The following is a 17,401-nucleotide window of genomic DNA, read 5'->3' on the forward strand; positions in this document are numbered from 1 at the left end:
CAGCTGTCGAGCTTGCGAGGCTGCGTTCGGCGACGGAGTCGCCCGCATGAATTTAACTATTCGCCGTGCCCAACTTGCCGACGCTGACTTCCAGTGCCAGGGCGCGGGGCGAAAGTTACTGTTAACCGCAATTGCGCATGACCGGGATCGAGCACTCTATGGTCTGTCGCTGACCACGTTCCGCGAGTTGCCATGGAATGAACCGTTTTATCAGCGCATGGGCTTTGAAACATTGAGCCCTGCGCAAATGGGTCCATGTTTAAAAGACGTATTGAGTAACAAAGTGGCCCACGGTTTACCTGGTGAACGCCGTTGTGCGCTGCGTTTCAACCTTAGAGCGGCGCCTTCAAATCAACCCCCAACGCCTGGGCAAAGGCCTTGACCAGCGGGCTGCGCACAGTGTTGTGGCGCAGGATCAGATTGAACGGCGTGACGATGTGTATGAGGTCTGGACGCACCGCCCGGAACTGCCCCTGCGCCACCATCGACGTAGCGTAATGCTGGGGAAGAAAACCCACGAAACGCCCGGTCTTAATCAACAATGCCACCGCTTCGACCTGGCTGGCCGACGCGGAAAAGCTGTCGTAATGGGCAAAATTCAGTTTGTCGCGATGGATCGCGTAGCGGTGGTTGATGCACTCGTAATCCTTGAGCACATGACTGCCGATTTCTGCGTCCGGCACTGTGAACAACGGATGACCGACCGCGCAATAAACTTCGGAGCGTTCTTCATACAGCGCGTAGTAATCAAACTCTTCGCGCTTCTGATAAACCGGCACGATCCCCGCTACTAATCGCCCCTCTACCACGCCTCTTTCCACTTCATCTAGCTGAGACGCTTGAAGTTGAAACCTTACTTTCGGCGACGTCTCATTAATTATTCTAAGAGCAGCAACTAACGGCGAATTAACGTCGGAAATCGTATTGTCAATAACCCCCACGCCAAGGTCACCGATCAGTTCGTTTTGCGCTGAACTAAGGCGATCACGAAAGTTGTCGACCGAGGCAAATAAATCAATGGACGCCTGATACACCAAGCGGCCCTCTTCGGTCAGGTGAAACCCCTCGCGACCTCGGGTGCACAGGCGCATGCCGATGCGGATCTCCAGGTCGGAGATCTGTTTGCTGATGGCTGCCAGTCCCACATTCAGCTCGTTCTGGGCGGCACTGAAGCCGCCGGCCTCGACCACAGCCTTGAACACTTTGAGCAGTTTGAAGTCCAGACCGCTGAGGGTCAGCGGTGCCCGATGGCCCGTTTTCAGCGGCGGGTTTCCTGAATTGGAAAGTGGGGTTTCCATAATGCCTATTTACCTCTGGCGCCCTATTCAACAATCTGTGTCCAACAACAAAAATAGTGCTGGTAAATAATAATGACCACAGAAAACCAGGCTTGGCAACCGCTAATAAATCCCGCACATCAGTGCCAACCCACTGATTTCGAAACATTAAAAGCTGACACTTCGATCAGCTCTCGTAACGATGCAACTGCGCTTCCCCCCTGCCCTTGAATAATGTTTAGGCCTCACCACGCCCCATTGATTTGCGACGAGTGTTTCAGGCCCGGCACACCGATTTCAGTTCGCTTTACCGACGAGGAAAACAACAATGTCTCAAACCACCGACCGTCTCTGGGGTGCTCGCTTCAAAAGCGGCCCATCCGAAGCCCTGGCGGCCTTGTCCCGTTGCCCCGAGCGCTACTTTCGCCTCACCCCGTACGACCTCGCCGGCTCCAAGGCGCATGCCCGTGAATTGCAGCGCGCCGGGCTGCTGAGCGAACAAGAAACCCAAACCATGCTCGACGCTCTTGAGCGCATCGGTGATGACTTCCGCGCTGGCAGCATCGCACCGACCCTGGACGACGAAGACGTCCACACCTTTATCGAACGCCTGCTGACCGAACGCCTCGGCGCCCTCGGTGGCAAGCTGCGCGCCGGCCGTTCACGCAACGACCAGACCGCCAACGACCTGCGCCTGTTCCTGCGTGATCACGTCCGCACCCTGGCCGTTGAAGTCCTGGCCTTGCAACAAGCGCTGGTGGATCAGGCCGAGCAACACATCGAAAGCATCTGCCCGGGGTTCACTCACCTGCAGCAAGCCCAGCCGATCGTTTTCGCTCACCACCTGCTGGCCCACGCCCAATCCATGTTGCGTGACGTGCAACGCCTGGTGGACTGGGACGTACGCACTTCGCTGTCGCCACTCGGCGCGGCGGCGATGGCCGGTTCCGCCATCGCTCGCCTGCCTCAGCAGTCGGCCAAGGAAATGGGTTACAGCGGCGTGTGTGAAAACTCCATCGACGCCGTGGCCAGCCGCGATCACGTTGCCGAGTTCCTGTTCATTGCCAGCATGCTCGGGATCAACATTTCCCGCCTTGCTGAAGAATTCTGCCTGTGGTCGTCGCGGCAGTTTCGCTGGGTCGCACTGGACGATGCCTACGCCACCGGCAGCTCGATCATGCCGCAGAAGAAAAACCCGGACATCGCTGAACTGGCACGCGGCAAGGCGGGTCGCCTGATCGGCAACCTGACCGGTCTGCTCTCCACCCTGAAATCCCTGCCGCTGTCGTACAACCGCGACTTGAGCGAAGACAAAAACGGCGTGCTCGACAGTGTCGACACCCTGTTGCTGGTGCTGCCTGCCATGGCCGGGATGGTCGCGACCATGAAGGTCAACGTCGAAGAGTTGCGGCGTCAGGCGCCACTGGGTTTCACCCTCGCCACCGAAGTCGCCGACTGGCTGGCCATGCGCGGCGTGCCGTTCAAGGAAGCCCACGAAATTACCGGTGCGCTGGTCCAGGCCTGTGAGAAACACGACATCGAATTGTGGGAAGCCTCCCCGGCGTTGTTGGCCGAGATTGACCCGCGCCTGACTGCGGAAGTACGCGAGAGCCTGACCCTCGAAGCCGCCATCGCCGCCCGCAGTGGCTGGGGCGGCACCGCGCCGCAACAGGTGCGCGAGCAGATCGGCCGGTTGAAAACGGCCCTGGCTGCTCAACAAGAGTGGACCGAGAACTATCACGGTTTCCGACTCTAAAGCAGCACACAGAACCTGTAGGAGCGAGCCTGCTCGCGATAGCGGTGGGTCAGTCAACATCGGTGTTGATGTAATACCGCCATCGCGAGCAGGCTCACTCCTACAGGGATTGTGGTTGGCCTGAATTACCAAGTGTACGGAGAAACAACATGAGCCAGACTCAGGCAGAACGACTCCAGGCGGAGCGCAAACTGGCGGAAAACCAGTTCGATATCACCCAGTACCACCATGTGCCACGGCGTTACTACGGGCGGATTTTCTTCGCCACCGTCATCGTCATTGCGATTCTCGGGCTGGTGCGGGCCTTCGCCGAAGGCAAGATCGAGTGGTCTTACATCGGCCAGTTCCTCACCTCCCAGGCGATCATGTGGGGTTTGCTCAACACCATCATCATGGCAGTACTGGCCATGGCGTTGGGCATTGTGTTCGGGGTGATCACGGCAATCATGCGCATGTCGGCCAACCCGATCCTGCGCTACGTGGCAGTGACCTACACCTGGTTGTTTCGCGGTACGCCACTGATTCTGCAACTGCTGTTGTGGTTCAACCTGGCGCTTATTTTTCCCACCATCGGCATCCCCGGTGTGTTCGAGATGGACACCGTGAGCCTGATGACGCCGTTCGTGGCTGCCCTCCTCGGCTTGAGCATCAACCAGGGCGCCTACACCGCCGAAGTGGTGCGTGCCGGCCTGCTGTCGGTGGACACCGGCCAGTACGAAGCCGCCAAGTCGATCGGCATGCCGCGCCTGCAAGCGCTGCGCCGGATCATCCTGCCGCAAGCCATGCGGGTCATCATTCCACCGGTCGGTAACGAGTTCATCGGCATGGTGAAAATGACCTCGCTGGCGAGCGTCATCCAGTACTCGGAACTGCTCTACAACGCCCAGAACATCTACTACGCCAACGCCCGGGTGATGGAGCTGCTGATCGTCGCCGGTATCTGGTACCTGGCCACCGTCACCGTCCTGTCCTTCGGTCAAAGCCGTCTGGAGCGTCGTTTCGCTCGCGGCGCCGGCAAGCGTTCTTGAGGAGTTCAACATGAGAAGCATCGTCAAGGCCGTGAGCCTGAACAAGTACTACGACCATTTCCACGCGCTCAAGGACATCAACATCGAAGTCGAGCAAGGCGAAGTGCTGTGCATCATTGGCCCGTCCGGCTCCGGCAAAAGCACCTTGCTGCGTTGCATCAACCAGCTGGAAAAAATCGACAAGGGTGGCCTGTGGGTCGACGGCGAACTGGTGGGTTACCGGATCGTCGGCAACAAACTGCACGAACTCAACGAGTCGCAGATCGCCCGTCAACGCTTGTCCACCGGCATGGTGTTCCAGCGTTTCAACCTGTTCCCGCACATGACCGTGCTGCAAAACATCATCGAAGGGCCGTGCCAGGTGCTCAAGCGTTCGCCCAAAGAGGCGCACGAAGAAGCCGTGGAATTGCTCGCTCGCGTCGGCCTGGCCGACAAGCGCAACAGCTACCCGATCGAACTCTCGGGTGGTCAGCAACAACGCGTCGCCATTGCCCGTGCACTGGCCATGCGGCCCAAGCTGATGCTGTTCGATGAACCCACTTCGGCACTCGACCCGGAACTGGTCGGTGAGGTGCTGTCGGTGATGCGCGACCTCGCGCAGACCGGCATGACCATGATCGTCGTCACCCATGAACTGGGCTTCGCTCGCGAAGTCTCCAACCGCATGGTGTTCATGGACGGCGGGCAGATCGTGGAGGCAGGAAGCCCCGAAGAAATACTAATAAGTCCGCAAAACCCGCGCACCCAAAGCTTCATTTCTGCCGTTCGAACCTAAGCGCCGTGCTTGTAAAACAAGAGCCGCCTAATAACACTCATAAGAGAACGACCATGAAGAACATAGTTATCCCCGCAGTACTCGCAAGCGTTATGGCTTCCGGCTTCGCCTTCGCCGCCGAACTACCGGCCAGCATCAAAGAAAAAGGCGAGGTCGTGGTAGCGATCATGCCGAACTACCCGCCGATGGATTTCAAGGACCCGGCCACCAACACCCTTACCGGTCTCGACTATGACCTGGGCAATGCCCTGGCCGAACGTCTGGGCGTGAAGATCAAATGGCAGGAAACCGGCTTCGAGCAAATGATCAATGCGCTGACCACCGACCGCGTGGACATGGTGATGTCAGGCATGACCGACACCGCCGAACGTCAGGCCAGCGTGACCTTCGTCGACTACTTCACCAGCGGTCCGCAGTTCTACACCTTGCAGAAAAACAAGGATTTCAACGAGATCACCGACCTGTGCGGCAAGAAAGTCGGCACCAGCCGCCGCACCACCTTCCCCGCGGAAATTGCTGAATACAGCAAGGCTAACTGCGAAACCGCCGGCAAACCGGCCATCGTGGTGATCGGCACCGAAGGTTCGGCCGATGCCCGTGCGCAACTGCGTCAGAGCCGTATCGACGCGGCCATGCAGGGCAGCGAAACCCTGCCGTACCTCAAGACCCAGGAAAAGGACATGTACAAAACCGTGGGCCTGCCGATCTCCAAGCAGTTCACCGGGCTGGGCGTGAGCAAGAAAAAACCTGAGTTGAGTGAAGCGGTGAAGGTGGCGATGCAGAGCATGGTGGATGACGGCACGTATCAGACCATCCTGAAAAAATGGGACCTGGAGTTGGGTGCGATCAAGACTGTGACCATTAACGCCGGCAAGTAATGCTTGCCCTGTAGGAGTGAGCCTGCTCCGGGCGGCGTTCCGACGATAGCGGTGTGTCAGTCAGCAGAGATGTTGGATTTGCCGGCCTCATCGCGAGCAGGCTCACTCCTACAAGGTTACGGGTTGACCGGAGATTTGATGATCGACCCAGATCCCATGTGGGAGCGAGCTTGCTCGCGATGAGGCCATGCAGTCGACATTGATGTTGAATGACACACCGCTATCGCGAGCAAGCTCGCTCCCACAGGGTTCGGCGTCTACTTATAGATAGTTGGAGCACCACGATGTCCTCCTCACCCCAACCCACCTGGCCTGACCAGCACAAAGCCTGCCTCGCCCTGGCCTTCGACCTCGACGGCCCGACCGGCGATGCCATGCTCAACGGCTCGATCTGGCGCAAGCCCGAGTACTTCGGTTTCGGCGGTTATGGCCCCTACCGTGCCCTGCCACGCATCCTCGATGTGCTCGATGAGTACCAAATCCCGACGACATTCTTCGTCCCGGCCTGGGTCGTGGAGAACTGGCCGAAACAGTGCCAGGCGATTGTCGAGCGCGGGCATGAAGTGGCCTACCACGGCTACAAACACGAATCCTTTTACGCCCTGACGCTGGACCAGCAAAAGGACGTGATGAACAAATCCCGCGAGGTGTTCTGGAAGCACTTGAACATCCGCGCCGAAGGTTTCCGCACCCCGTCCGGCGACTGGCGGGCCGAAACCCCGGCGATGCTGGTGGAAGCCGGCGTGACCTACTCCAGCAGCATGCGCGGTGATGACCGGCCGTACCTGGTGAAAGTGCCGGGTTACGAAACACCGCTGGTGGAAATCCCCGGTCGCTGGGAAATGGACGACTACGCCTCTCTCGCCTACACCCGCGCGCCGGACTTTCCTTCCGGGCTGGACCGCACTGCCAGTTACGCACTGACCCTCGATAACTGGTGCCGCGAGTACGACGGCGCCATGAACGAAGGGTTGTGCCTGACCACCCTGTTCCACCCCAAGATCACCGGCAAACCGGGACGCATCCTGCTGCTGGAAAAACTCTTCGAACACATGCGCCAGCGCGATGACGTGTGGTTCGCCACGTGCCGCGATGTCGCCCAGTGGTGGCTGAAGGAGCATCACCATGGCTGATTCCACTGTCTGGCCCAAAGGTTACCGCTGCGCTGTGGTGCTGACCGTCGATTACAACGACATCCACGGCATCCTCACCCAGGCCCCGGAAGTCGCCGGGCGCGACAAGACGCTGTCGGTCTGGCGCTATGGCACCCAACGCGGCGTCGACCGTTTGCTCGGTTTGTTCGAAGAACTGGGGGTTTCCAGCAGCTGGTTTGTGCCCGGTATCGTCGCCGAGGAAAACCCCGAGCATATTCGGGCAATCCAGGCCGGTGGGCATGAGATTGCCTGCGCCGGTTATCGCCATCAGAACTACGACAACCTGAGTCTCAACGAGCAAAGCGCCGAGATTGCCAAAGGCTGTGAGGCATTGACCGCGCTGACGGGCCAACGTCCAACAGGCTTTCGCATCCCGGCCGGCAACGGTGCGCCAGGCTTCATCGAGGCGTTGAAGGATCACGGCATTCGTTGGTCCTCATCCTGGCGCGGTGATGATTTGCCGTTCGCTCATCCGACGGCGCCCGACGTCATCGAGTTGCCGTTGCACTACGAACTGGAAGACGAACCCTACTTCGCCTTCAACCTCAGCCCGGCCGTGCCGCCAGCACAATCGCGGATCGCTTCTTACAGCCACACCCTGGGCAACCTGCAAATGGACTTCGCCGGGTTTCACCGGTTTGGTTTGTGTTATGTACTGCGGCTGCACCCGGAGATCATTGCGACACCTGGGCGGATTGGCGTACTGCGCGAGTTGCTTGAGGGGATTCAACAGCACGATGACGTGTGGATTGCCACGGGCGCCGACGTCGCGCAATGGTGGGCCGAATCGGCGCTGCCGGTGACCGAGGATCATCCGGCCTCGGTGTATGAGCGCCATTATCGGGATTACCTCCTATGACCGAGCGGATGCAGCGATTGGCGCAGTTCTGCGTCGACACCCGATTCGAAGACTTGCCGCCCTCACTGGTGACCCAAGCCAAGCGGCACATACTCGACACCTTCGGCGCGACCCTGGCCGGGGCTGGCAGCGAGGTCGCGAAACAGGCACGGCAGGTCTTCGAAGGTGAAACCGGGAGCACGCTGATCTGGGGCAGCGATCAGCGCACCGGCGCGGCTCAGGCCGCCATGCTCAATGGTGTCGCCGCCCATGCCCTGGAACTGGACGACACCGGTGGCTGCGACCATTCCGGCGCGGTGGTGCTGCCGGCCGTCATGGCGGCGGTGTCGATGTCTGGCAAACCGGTGAATGGCCGGGAGTTGATCACGGCCGTGGTGATCGGCTACGAAATCGGTCGCCGGGTGCTCGAAGCCTGCGGCAGTTATTCGGCCCACAACGGCGCCGGCTGGCACTCCACCGCCACCTGCGGCGTATTCGGCGCGGCGGCGGCCAGTGCGCGAATTCTCGGACTGGATACCGCGCAAACCGTCTCGGCGCTGGGCATTGCCGGCAGTTTCAGTGGTGGATTGTGGGCATTCATCCACGACGGATCGCAAAGCAAAAAACTTCACAGCGGTCGTGCCGCCGAGGGTGGATTGCTGGCGGCGCGATTTGCCCAACGAGGTATCACCGGGCCGACGAAGTTGTTCGACGATGTCTGGGGCGGGTTTCTGAAAACCCTGGCCGGCGAGAACTCACAACCTGACGCGCTGGATGCGGAACTGGGCGTCGTATGGAAACTCGCTCGCTGTTCGATCAAACCGTACGCCGCGTGCCGAGGAACCCATTCGGCAATCGATGCGCTGGGCCTGTTGCTGGATCAACTGCAGGTCAGCGTGGATCAGGTCGAGGATGTCCGGGTGTCGTTGTGCGGGTTTCTTCAGGACATGTGCGGCGGGCGCGACGTCAGCACGCTGGCGGCGGCGCAGATGAGCCTGCCGTATGCCCTTGCGGCCCGGCTGGTGCAAGGTCATTGCCGGCTGGAGGCTTATGACGATCAACAACGGGGCGATCCACGGATTGCTCACTGGATGTCGCGCATCCGTCTTGAAGTGGACCCGCAACTGTCAGAGGATGGCGAGCCCATCGTCAGCGTGCGGACCGTGGACGGTCGGCAGGCGAGCCTGTGTGTTGAAGTGCCGTTAGGTGCACCGGGCAATCCGTTGAGTGATGTGGCGCTGGAAGAGAAGTTTTTCAGTCTGGCTGGGCGGGTGATGCCGCGGGAGCAGGCTGTGGAATTGCTTGAGCAGTTGTGGCGGTTGGAGGAACTGGAATCGGTTGGCTCTCTGGATCGGTGGCTGACTTGAATATTGCGTTGCCTTGGCGGGCCCCATCGCGAGCAAGCTCGCTCCCACATTTGAAATGCATTCCCCTGTGGGAGCGAGCTTGCTCGCGATTGGCAGCGACTCGGTGTTACGTCGAACACTAAAATCTAAATAAGGATATTTGCCCCACCGTGGCCACTTACTCACTCGTTATCCGCCGGTTGATGATCGTTTCGCTGACCATCGTCGTCAGCCGCGCCATCACCAGCCCGCTGCTGACGTTGTTCCTGAGCAACAAACTCGGCCTCAACCAACAGGACGTTGGCTTGCTGCTGGGCATCGCGGTGTTCATCGCCACCCTGCTCGCGCTCTACGGCGGTTACATCATCGACCGCCTCGAGAAGCGCCGGCTGCTGATCCTGGCGATGCTCTCCAGCGCCATCGGCTTCGTGCTGCTGACCTTCGCCGACAACCTCTACCTGACCACCGCCACCCTGGTGATCACCGAAACCGCCTCGGCGCTGTTCCTGATCGGCTCGAAGGCGATCCTCAGTGAAAACCTGCCGATGGGCCAGCGCGCCAAGGCGTTTTCCCTGCGCTACACCTTGACCAACATCGGCTACGCCACCGGCCCGATGTTGGGCGTGGTGATTGCCGGCGTGTATCCGATTGCACCGTTCCTGATCGCCGGCGGCATCGCCTTCTTCAGTATTTTTCTGATGATCGGGATACCGAAGGACGCGGCCCAGACACCCGTAATCGGCCAGCCCGCGAGTTTTCTCAAGACACTGGTCACCCTGAAGAATGACCGCACGCTGATCATGTTCACCTGCGGCTGCCTGCTCAGTACCGTCGTCCACGGCCGTTTCACCCTGTACCTGTCGCAATATTTGTTGGTGACCCATGATTCCAAACGGGCACTGGAAACCATGGCCGCCCTGCTCGCCTGCAACGCGATCAGCGTGATCCTGCTGCAATACCAGATCGGCCGCTTCCTCAAACGTGAACAATTGCGTTACTGGATCGCGGGCGGTACCAGTCTGTTCATCGTCGGGTTGATCGGTTTCAGCCTGGCCGACAGCCTTGTGAGCTGGTGCGTGGCAATGTTCATCTTCACCCTCGGTGAAATGATCATTTACCCCGCCGAATTCCTCTTCGTCGACACCCTGGCCCCGGAAGAACTGCGCGGCAGCTATTACGGTGCGCAAAACCTCGCGGCCCTTGGCGGAGCCCTGAGCCCAGTGATTTGCGGATACCTGCTGATTCACACCCCGGCGCCAACGATGTTTTATGCCCTGAGCGCGCTGACCGCCATGGGCGGTTTCCTGTGTTTCATGAGCGGTCGTCGGGTGGCCTTACAGCAAAATTAATGCACTCAAACTGCATTAATATGAATTTGTCAGTATCAGGAATGAACGGCACACTGTGCCCGTTCCTCCCCCAATAGTTGGAACAACTTCAAGGGCTTTCTGGGTATCCCAGCTAAGCCTTTTTTTTGCCTCGGTTTTTTCAACGGATCGTCTGCCTCATGTTCGCTCGCTGGTTTCCCGCCGCCATCAACACCCGCCCCTCCGAATGGAGCCGCGCCGCGATTGGCATGTCCCTGGGCACGATGTTCAGCGTCTGGCTCTGCAGCCAGGTATTCGGCATGCAAGTGGCGCAGCACCTGATCGGTCCGCTGGGTGCATCGGCCGTATTGCTGTTCGCAGTGTCCTCCGGCGCCCTCGCCCAGCCCTGGTCGATTCTTGGCGGCTACCTCAGCGCCGGGGTGGTTTCGCTGCTGGTCGCTCACGTGCTCGGACGAACCCTCGGCAGCGCTTGCCTGGCGGCAGGCATGGCGCTGATTCTGATGTGCTGGCTGCGTTGCCTGCATCCACCGGCCGGGGCCTTGGCGCTGCTGCTGGTGTTGGCAGACCCGGCGACCATTGCCCTGGACTGGAAAGCCCTCGGCCCGGTGATGCTCAGCGGGTCGACCCTGCTGCTCAGCGCCCTGGCCTACAACAACCTGACGCGCATACGTTACCCAAAACGCGCCAGCGAACCGGTGTCCAGGGTACCGGCCGACCACCCGCCCACCGACAGCCAGGCGATCACCGCCCAGGACCTGAAACTGGCCCTGGCGGAGATGGAAGCGTTCTTCGATGTCACGCCCGAAGACCTCGAACAATTGATCCATGCCAGTGAATTGCATGCCAGACGGCGCAGCATTGGTGAAGTACTCAGCAGTAGAACCTGAAGAAACACAGATCCCCTGTGGGAGCGAGCTTGCTCGCGAGGGGGCCCTGTCAGTCAATATTGATGTTGAATAACACACCGCCATCGCGAGCAAGCTCGCTCCCTCAGGTTCAGAGCCACCCCAAAAATCTGTTTAGGCCGCTGACAATTGTCGTGCCGGCACCGCCAGACTCACCGCGCGCACCGATGATCCGGCACTCAACCCCAAACTCTTCGCAGTCTCTACATCGACAATCAACGTACCAGCAGCCACCCGCGCCGGTGCCGCGGTAATCCGGCACTCGGCAAACTGGCGGTTGTGAATCAGGTAAGTCGCCGCCTGCTCCCCCGGTGTGCCGATGCTCAGTTGCAGCACCTGGCTGTCACGCACCGCACGGATATCCCCGGTGGCGCATTCGATCAACGGGCCGCCGTCGAAGATGTCGATGTAGTCGCGGTGTTCGAATCCTTCAGCCTTGAGCATGCCCAGCGCCGGTTCCGTGTTGGGGTGAACGCGACCGATGACGGTTCTTGCTGCTTCAGGCAACAGGCAGGTCGGCAGCGGAAACTTGGGCATCAGCTCGGCGATGAAGGTCTTGTTACCCAGCCCGGTCAGGTAGTCGGCATCGGCAAAATCCATCTTGAAGAAGTGCCGCCCCAGACCTTCCCAGAACGGTGAAACGCCCTCCGCGTCCGAGTAGCCGCGCATCTCGGCGATGACCTTCTCTGCGAAATGCTGACGAAATTCCGCCAGAAACAGGAACCGCGCCTTGGACAGCAAACGCCCGTTCAGGCCGCTGCGGTGATCGGCATGCAGAAACAGCGAACACAGCTCTGAGTGACCGGTCATATCGTTACCGAGGAACAATGTCGGCAGTTGCTGATTGATCCCAAGGTTTTTCGAGGCCGCGACAAACAGGCCCAGTCGATAGTTGTACCAGGGCTCGCGCAGGCCGACGGCACCGGCCAGTGCGCAAATGCCGATGGCTTCATGCTGGTCATTCTCGAGCACAAACAGGTAATCGGCATCGGCGCGTTCGGCCTCGCCGGCGAAGGTTTTCGCCGCCCATTCCAGACGCTGACGCAGACGCCCCGCGTCGGCCGGCAAGGTGGTCAAACCGGTTCCGGCGCTATGGGCCAGGGCTAACAGTGCCGGCAGGTCTGCCGGTGTGGCTGGACGAACGATCATCGCACTTGCTCCTGGGTAACCTGATGTCTGGACAGAAAGACCTCGGCCAACATGCAGCGCGCGCTGCCGCCGCCGATGCGCTCGATGGTGTCGATATTGACGGGGAGTGGCGTGGTGTGGGCTTCGATCAAACGACGTTGCGCGGCATCCAGCGATTGCCAGGCCGTGCGCGACATCACCAGCAAGGGTTCGCCCGCGGCGTTGTGGACCTCCAGCATGTTGCCGGCGAAGGATTCCAGCTGCTCCCAGCTCAGGGCGATGACCTGCTTGCCGCTGTCTTCCAGTCGCGAACGCAGGGCCAGGCGTTCGGCCGGGTGCGTGACCGACGCCAGGCAAGCCACGGCCAGGCGCGTGCCGACACTCATCATCACGTTGGTGTGGTAAATCGCGACGCCCTGGCGGTCCACCGCATTGAAGGCGCACAGCTCGTAACCCAAATGACTGACCACCTGATCCAGAGCACGGGCATGGGTGCGGGTGGAATAACCGGCGTAGCAAATCCGCTGCTGACGATCCAGCACCATGCTGCCGGTGCCTTCGAGGAACACTTCCTGCTGTTCGAGGCAGGAAAGGTCCAGCAATTGTTCTACCCGGTACTCGTCCCGCAGCCAGTCAAGCACGCCTTTGTCCCGTTCCAGACGCCGGTTGTGGCCCTGCATCGGGTACAGCACCAATGTGCCGTCGGGATGGCTGCTCCACCAATTGTTGGGGAAGATCGAATCCGGGGTATGCGGCGCTTCGCGGTCGTTGTGCACGATGACTTCGACGCCATGGTGACGCAGCGCAGCAACGTAGCCATCGAACTCTTGCAGGGCCTTTTGCTGAACGTCTTCGCTGACCGCGGCCGGCTGCTGGAAACGGTTGTTCGCCGCCGTGTCCTGATTGAAGGAGAAACGTGTCGGGCGAATCATCAAAACGGTATTGGTGGTTTGCATGGGCACAGATTCAATGAGGGTTAAGAGGTACTCATTGTCTGTTTCGCAGGCTGAAAAACCCGGTTGATAAGTGGCTGCGGCGTGATGGAAACGGCTGAAAAACGTGTGTGGCCCAGCCGATTCGGCGAGCACCGAAAAGCAAAAGATCGCAGCCTTCGGCAGCTCCTACAGAATCGGGTTTTCACGCGGTCTGTGTAGGAGGTGCCGAAGGCTGCGATCTTTTGATCTTGATCTTGCTTCTATTCCATCGTGGTCTTGACCATCGCCAGTTCCGGATGGCTCACCAACTTGTCGATGTGCAAATCCGGATCATCGAACCAGACTTCGGTCAGCACCCGATAGTGTTCCATGTCCCGGCAACGCATGCGCAAGCTGTAGTCGAACGCACCGCTGATCAACCGACATTCCAGCACCTGCGGGCAGGCGCGGACCTTGGCTTCAAACGCCTTTTGCGCCGCCCGCCCACTCTGGTTGGACAACGCCACCAGCACCAGCAACGACAAGCCTGGCGTCAGTTTCTTTTCATCGAGAATCGCGCCATACCCACGAATGACCCCGAGCTGTTCGAGTTTGCGCACTCGTTCCAGGCACGGCCTGGGCGTCAGGTGCACGCGCTCGGAAAGCTTTTGATAAGTGATGCGCCCTTCGTGGCGCAGCACTTCGATGATTGCCTGATCGATACGATCAAGCACGATCGACAGATCGCGGATATCCGCCATGTACGTCTTGCCTCACTTCAAACGACCCGATAGAAATTGCTGCAAACGTTCACTTTTTGGCTGGTCGAGGATCGTAGCGTCCCCCTGCTCCTCGACCTTCCCCTGATGCAAGAACAACACCTGGCTGGAAACCTGCCGGGCAAACCCCATCTCGTGGGTCACCATCAACATGGTACGGCCTTCTTCGGCCAGCGCCTGAATTACCTTCAGCACCTCACCCACCAATTCCGGATCGAGTGCCGAAGTCGGCTCGTCGAACAATAGAATCTCCGGCTCCACCGCCAGGGCTCGCGCGATTGCCACCCGCTGTTGCTGCCCGCCGGACAGAAATGCCGGGTATTGATCGGCCACTCGTTGCGGCAGACCGACCTTGTCCAGATAGGCCCGCGCACTTTCTTCCGCCGCCTTGCGGCTGATCCCCAGCACCCGACACGGCGCCAGCACGATGTTCTCCAGCACCGTCAGATGGCTCCACAAATTGAAATGCTGGAACACCATCGCCAGGCGTGTGCGCAAACGCTGCAATTGCGCCGGATGAGCGACACGCATGCCACCGGCACCCGGGCGCGTGATGACGCGCTCGCCGTCCAGTTCAATGGCGCCTTCGTCCGCGCGCTCCAGAAAGTTGATGCAACGCAGCATCGTGCTTTTACCCGAACCGCTGGCGCCGATCATGCTCACCACATCGCCTGCCCGTGCGTTCAACGAGACGCCCTTGAGCACTTCGTTGTCACCAAAACGTTTATACAGATTTTCAACCGTGAGTTTGTACATGTCAGCACTCCTGGAGCGGCGCGCCAAGCGGCACCGCTCTGGATAGAAAATGGGATTCAGTGAGTCGGGCCGAGAAAACTCAGCCAGCGCTTCTCCGCCAGGCGGAAGGCTCCGACCAGCCCGAACGACAGCGCGAGGTACAGCAGGCCGGCAATGCCGAAGGCCTGGAAGGTCATGAAGGTCGCGGCGTTGGCGTCCCGGGCGATTTTGAGGATGTCCGGAATGGTGGCGGTGAACGCCACTGAAGTCGCGTGCAACATCAAGATTACTTCGTTGCTGTAATACGGCAGTGCCCGGCGCAATGCCGAAGGCAGAATCAGCCGCAGGTACAGGCGCCAGCCACTCAAGCCATACGCGTGGGCGGCCTCGATTTCACCGTAGGGAATGCTGCGAATCGCCCCGGCGAAGATTTCCACGGTGTAGGCGCAGGTGTTGAGCGTGAACGCGAGCAAGGTGCAATTCATCGCATCGCGGAAAAATGCTTCGAGCAGCGGTTGCGAGCGCACCACCGCGATGCCGTAGATCCCGCTGTAGCAAATCAGCAACTGGATATACAGCGGTGTTCCGCGAAACACATAGGTAAACAGCTGAACCGGCCAGCGCAGCAGGCCCCAGCGCGAAGTGCGCATGATTGCCAATGGCAACGACAGGAAGAACCCCATCACAATGCTCGCCACCAGCAGCCACAACGTCATGGCCAACCCGGTGAGGCTGTAGCCGTCGCTGAACAGAAAGGGTTTCCAGTATTCGGCAATCAACTCGATCATCGTGCCATCCCCCGCACACCCTGGTTATAACGTCGTTCCAGCACGCGCAAAACGTAGTTGGAAGCGCTGGTGATCAGCAAATACAGCGCCGCTGCGAGCAGCAGGAAATCGAGCATGTTGAAGGTACTTTTGCCGGCTTCCTGCGCGACTTTGACCAGGTCCGACAAACCGATGATCGACACCAACGCCGTGGCCTTGAGCAGTACCAGCCAGTTATTGCCGAGGCTCGGCAAGGCGAAACGCATCATTTGCGGGAACACCACGAAGCGAAATCGCTGCCAGCGGTTCAGGCCAAAGCACGCGGCGGCTTCCTGCTGGCCGCGCGGCACGCTCAAAATCGCCCCGCGAAAGGTCTCGGTGAAATACGCGCCGTAGATAAACCCAAGGGTGATGACGCCGGCCACGAACGGGTCGATTTCCATGTAGGGCCAGTCCATGGCCTCGGTCAGGCTACTCAGCCAGCCTTGCAAGCTGTAGAAAATCAGCAGCATCAGCACCAGGTCCGGCACGCCGCGAATCAGTGTCGTGTAGAAGGTCGCCGGCAGGTTCAACAGCTTCAGCGGCGACAGTTTCGCCGCCGCGCCGAGCAGGCCCAGCGCCATGCTCACCAGCAGCGAGAGCGCTGACAATTTCAGAGTGACCCAGGTGCCGTGCAGCAACAAAGGGCCATAGCCTTGCAGGGCCGAGAGATCGACCCCGATCAGATTCAGGAAGGAGTTCACGTCAGTCACCTGTCTTGAGGCGCCCGCGCTCAAGCGCTGCGCCTGTTACCAGGACGCAGCCTTCGGGGCGCGAGGATCAGTAGTTGTAAAGGTCCAGATCGCCGAAGTGTTTCTGCTGGATCTGCGCGTAGATACCCTTGTCATGCAGGGCCTTGATGGCGGCATTGAGCATGCCTTTTAGTTCTTCGTTGTCCTTGCGCACGCCGATGGCGATGTCGGACGGCACTAACGGGTCGCTGATGCCTTCACTGTTCTTGAAGTCTGCGCCTTGGGGGGACGTCAAAAAGCTCATTTGCGCCTGCATCTTGTCCTGGATCGAGGCGTCGAGACGGCCAAATACCAGGTCGGCGTAGACCTGATCCTGATTCTGATAGGCACGCAGTTTCACGCCGCCGGGTGCCAGCTTGGCCTTGGCGTAGGTTTCCTGAATCGTGCCCTGCATGTAACCGATGGTCTTGCCCTGCAGCGACTCGGCTGTGGGCAACAGCCCGGAATCCTTGCGAGTGACGATGGCGGTCGGCCCGGCATACAGGCGATCGGTGAAGTCGATCTGCTTTTTACGCGCATCAGTCACCGTCATCGACGATTCGATGGCGTCGAACTTGCCCGCCTTGAGCGCCGGAATCAGCCCGTCGAAGTCATTGCTGACCCACACGCATTTCAACTTCAATTCAGCGCAGATCGCGTTGCCCAAATCCACGCCAAAGCCCTGCACGCCGCCATCGGCGGTGGTGGATTCAAAAGGCGGGTAGCTCGGGTTGACGCCGAATCGCAGCTCTTTCCATTCCTTGGCGCTGGCGCCGGTGGTGCAGCACAGCAATGCGATTGCCGGCAAGGTCAGCCATTTGATGTTGATCATCTTCTTGAGTCCCGGATTATTTGGATTTATCGCGGCCTGGCGCCTGCGCCTAACCACACTTTTTGACAGGGGCAGAGAGTCGATGCGGTATTCACCGCAGCCGTATTTGTTGTTGTTTTCGACCGGCCCGAGCCAGTCGTCGGAGTGCAGTCCGCTCCAGGCGCATCGTCGCAAGCGCTTGAAATGGACCG

The 17,401-nt window shown here is 59.7% G+C and carries 18 protein-coding genes; 10 read left to right on the top strand and 8 right to left on the bottom strand.

Annotated elements, in window-relative coordinates; translation table 11 throughout:
• Positions 1–46: 46 nt before the first annotated feature.
• Complete coding sequence (locus VD17_RS32145) at positions 47–382, top strand: GNAT family N-acetyltransferase (RefSeq protein WP_185753127.1); 336 nt, start codon at positions 47–49, stop codon at positions 380–382.
• On the opposite strand, the gene VD17_RS09075 is transcribed toward VD17_RS32145, so the two are convergent.
• Positions 333–1,298: a LysR family transcriptional regulator gene (locus VD17_RS09075; protein ID WP_046053546.1), complete on the bottom strand. Its 966-nt coding sequence runs from the start codon at positions 1,296–1,298 to the stop codon at positions 333–335. The two genes, VD17_RS32145 and VD17_RS09075, sit on opposite strands and share 50 nt — an antisense overlap.
• Positions 1,299–1,605: 307 nt before the next feature.
• Here VD17_RS09075 and argH point away from each other — a divergent pair, with 307 nt between their 5' ends.
• The 9 genes from argH (at position 1,606) to VD17_RS09120 (ending at position 11,267) form a co-directional block, all read left to right on the top strand.
• Positions 1,606–3,033 carry an argininosuccinate lyase gene (gene argH / locus VD17_RS09080; RefSeq protein ID WP_046053547.1) on the top strand — a complete coding sequence of 476 codons (1,428 nt, stop codon included), beginning with the start codon at positions 1,606–1,608 and terminating at the stop codon, positions 3,031–3,033.
• A 149-nt stretch (positions 3,034–3,182) separates the two neighbouring features.
• Positions 3,183–4,061 (top strand): amino acid ABC transporter permease, encoded by an 879-nt coding sequence (locus tag VD17_RS09085; protein ID WP_033054780.1) that lies wholly within the window; start codon positions 3,183–3,185, stop codon positions 4,059–4,061.
• Positions 4,062–4,071: 10 nt separating this feature from the next.
• Positions 4,072–4,836 carry an amino acid ABC transporter ATP-binding protein gene (locus VD17_RS09090; protein WP_033054778.1) on the top strand — a complete coding sequence of 255 codons (765 nt, stop codon included), beginning with the start codon at positions 4,072–4,074 and terminating at the stop codon, positions 4,834–4,836.
• A 53-nt stretch (positions 4,837–4,889) separates the two neighbouring features.
• Entirely contained in the window at positions 4,890–5,714 is an 825-nt protein-coding gene (locus VD17_RS09095; protein WP_046053548.1) for an ABC transporter substrate-binding protein, read from the top strand.
• 284 nt (positions 5,715–5,998) lie between these two features.
• Positions 5,999–6,847 carry a polysaccharide deacetylase family protein gene (locus tag VD17_RS09100; protein ID WP_046053549.1) on the top strand — a complete coding sequence of 283 codons (849 nt, stop codon included), beginning with the start codon at positions 5,999–6,001 and terminating at the stop codon, positions 6,845–6,847.
• A complete protein-coding gene (locus tag VD17_RS09105) occupies positions 6,840–7,727 on the top strand; it encodes a polysaccharide deacetylase family protein (protein ID WP_046053550.1) in 888 nt (295 codons plus the stop codon). Before VD17_RS09100 ends, VD17_RS09105 begins: the two co-directional genes overlap by 8 nt.
• Positions 7,724–9,073, top strand: coding sequence for an MmgE/PrpD family protein (locus VD17_RS09110; protein ID WP_046053551.1), 1,350 nt, complete (start codon positions 7,724–7,726; stop codon positions 9,071–9,073). The genes VD17_RS09105 and VD17_RS09110 overlap by 4 nt, the downstream gene beginning before the upstream one ends.
• Before the next feature lie 149 nt (positions 9,074–9,222).
• Positions 9,223–10,401: an MFS transporter gene (locus VD17_RS09115; protein ID WP_046053552.1), complete on the top strand. Its 1,179-nt coding sequence runs from the start codon at positions 9,223–9,225 to the stop codon at positions 10,399–10,401.
• A 158-nt stretch (positions 10,402–10,559) separates the two neighbouring features.
• Positions 10,560–11,267, top strand: a complete 708-nt coding sequence (locus VD17_RS09120) for an HPP family protein (protein WP_046053553.1) — start codon at positions 10,560–10,562, stop codon at positions 11,265–11,267.
• Between the two features lie 132 nt (positions 11,268–11,399).
• Here VD17_RS09120 and astA read toward each other — a convergent pair whose 3' ends face one another.
• From astA to VD17_RS09155, 7 genes are all read right to left on the bottom strand, one after another.
• Positions 11,400–12,434: an arginine N-succinyltransferase gene (gene astA, locus VD17_RS09125; RefSeq protein WP_046053554.1), complete on the bottom strand. Its 1,035-nt coding sequence runs from the start codon at positions 12,432–12,434 to the stop codon at positions 11,400–11,402.
• Positions 12,431–13,369 (bottom strand): citrulline utilization hydrolase CtlX, encoded by a 939-nt coding sequence (ctlX, locus tag VD17_RS09130; protein WP_046053555.1) that lies wholly within the window; start codon positions 13,367–13,369, stop codon positions 12,431–12,433. Before ctlX ends, astA begins: the two co-directional genes overlap by 4 nt.
• A gap of 239 nt (positions 13,370–13,608) precedes the next feature.
• On the bottom strand, positions 13,609–14,088 hold the full coding sequence (locus tag VD17_RS09135) for an Lrp/AsnC family transcriptional regulator (protein WP_007974731.1): 480 nt from the start codon (positions 14,086–14,088) through the stop codon (positions 13,609–13,611).
• Between the two features lie 12 nt (positions 14,089–14,100).
• Entirely contained in the window at positions 14,101–14,862 is a 762-nt protein-coding gene (locus VD17_RS09140) for an ABC transporter ATP-binding protein (RefSeq protein ID WP_008155281.1), read from the bottom strand.
• A 56-nt stretch (positions 14,863–14,918) separates the two neighbouring features.
• Positions 14,919–15,629, bottom strand: coding sequence for an ABC transporter permease (locus VD17_RS09145; protein WP_008155279.1), 711 nt, complete (start codon positions 15,627–15,629; stop codon positions 14,919–14,921).
• Complete coding sequence (locus tag VD17_RS09150; protein WP_033054762.1) at positions 15,626–16,351, bottom strand: ABC transporter permease; 726 nt, start codon at positions 16,349–16,351, stop codon at positions 15,626–15,628. Before VD17_RS09150 ends, VD17_RS09145 begins: the two co-directional genes overlap by 4 nt.
• A gap of 76 nt (positions 16,352–16,427) precedes the next feature.
• Complete coding sequence (locus VD17_RS09155; RefSeq protein WP_046053556.1) at positions 16,428–17,210, bottom strand: transporter substrate-binding domain-containing protein; 783 nt, start codon at positions 17,208–17,210, stop codon at positions 16,428–16,430.
• Between the last annotated feature and the right edge of the window lie 191 nt (positions 17,211–17,401).

Origin of the sequence: Pseudomonas fluorescens (genome assembly GCF_000968015.1) — a bacterium.
GTDB classification, from domain to species: Bacteria; Pseudomonadota; Gammaproteobacteria; order Pseudomonadales; family Pseudomonadaceae; genus Aquipseudomonas; species Aquipseudomonas fluorescens_W.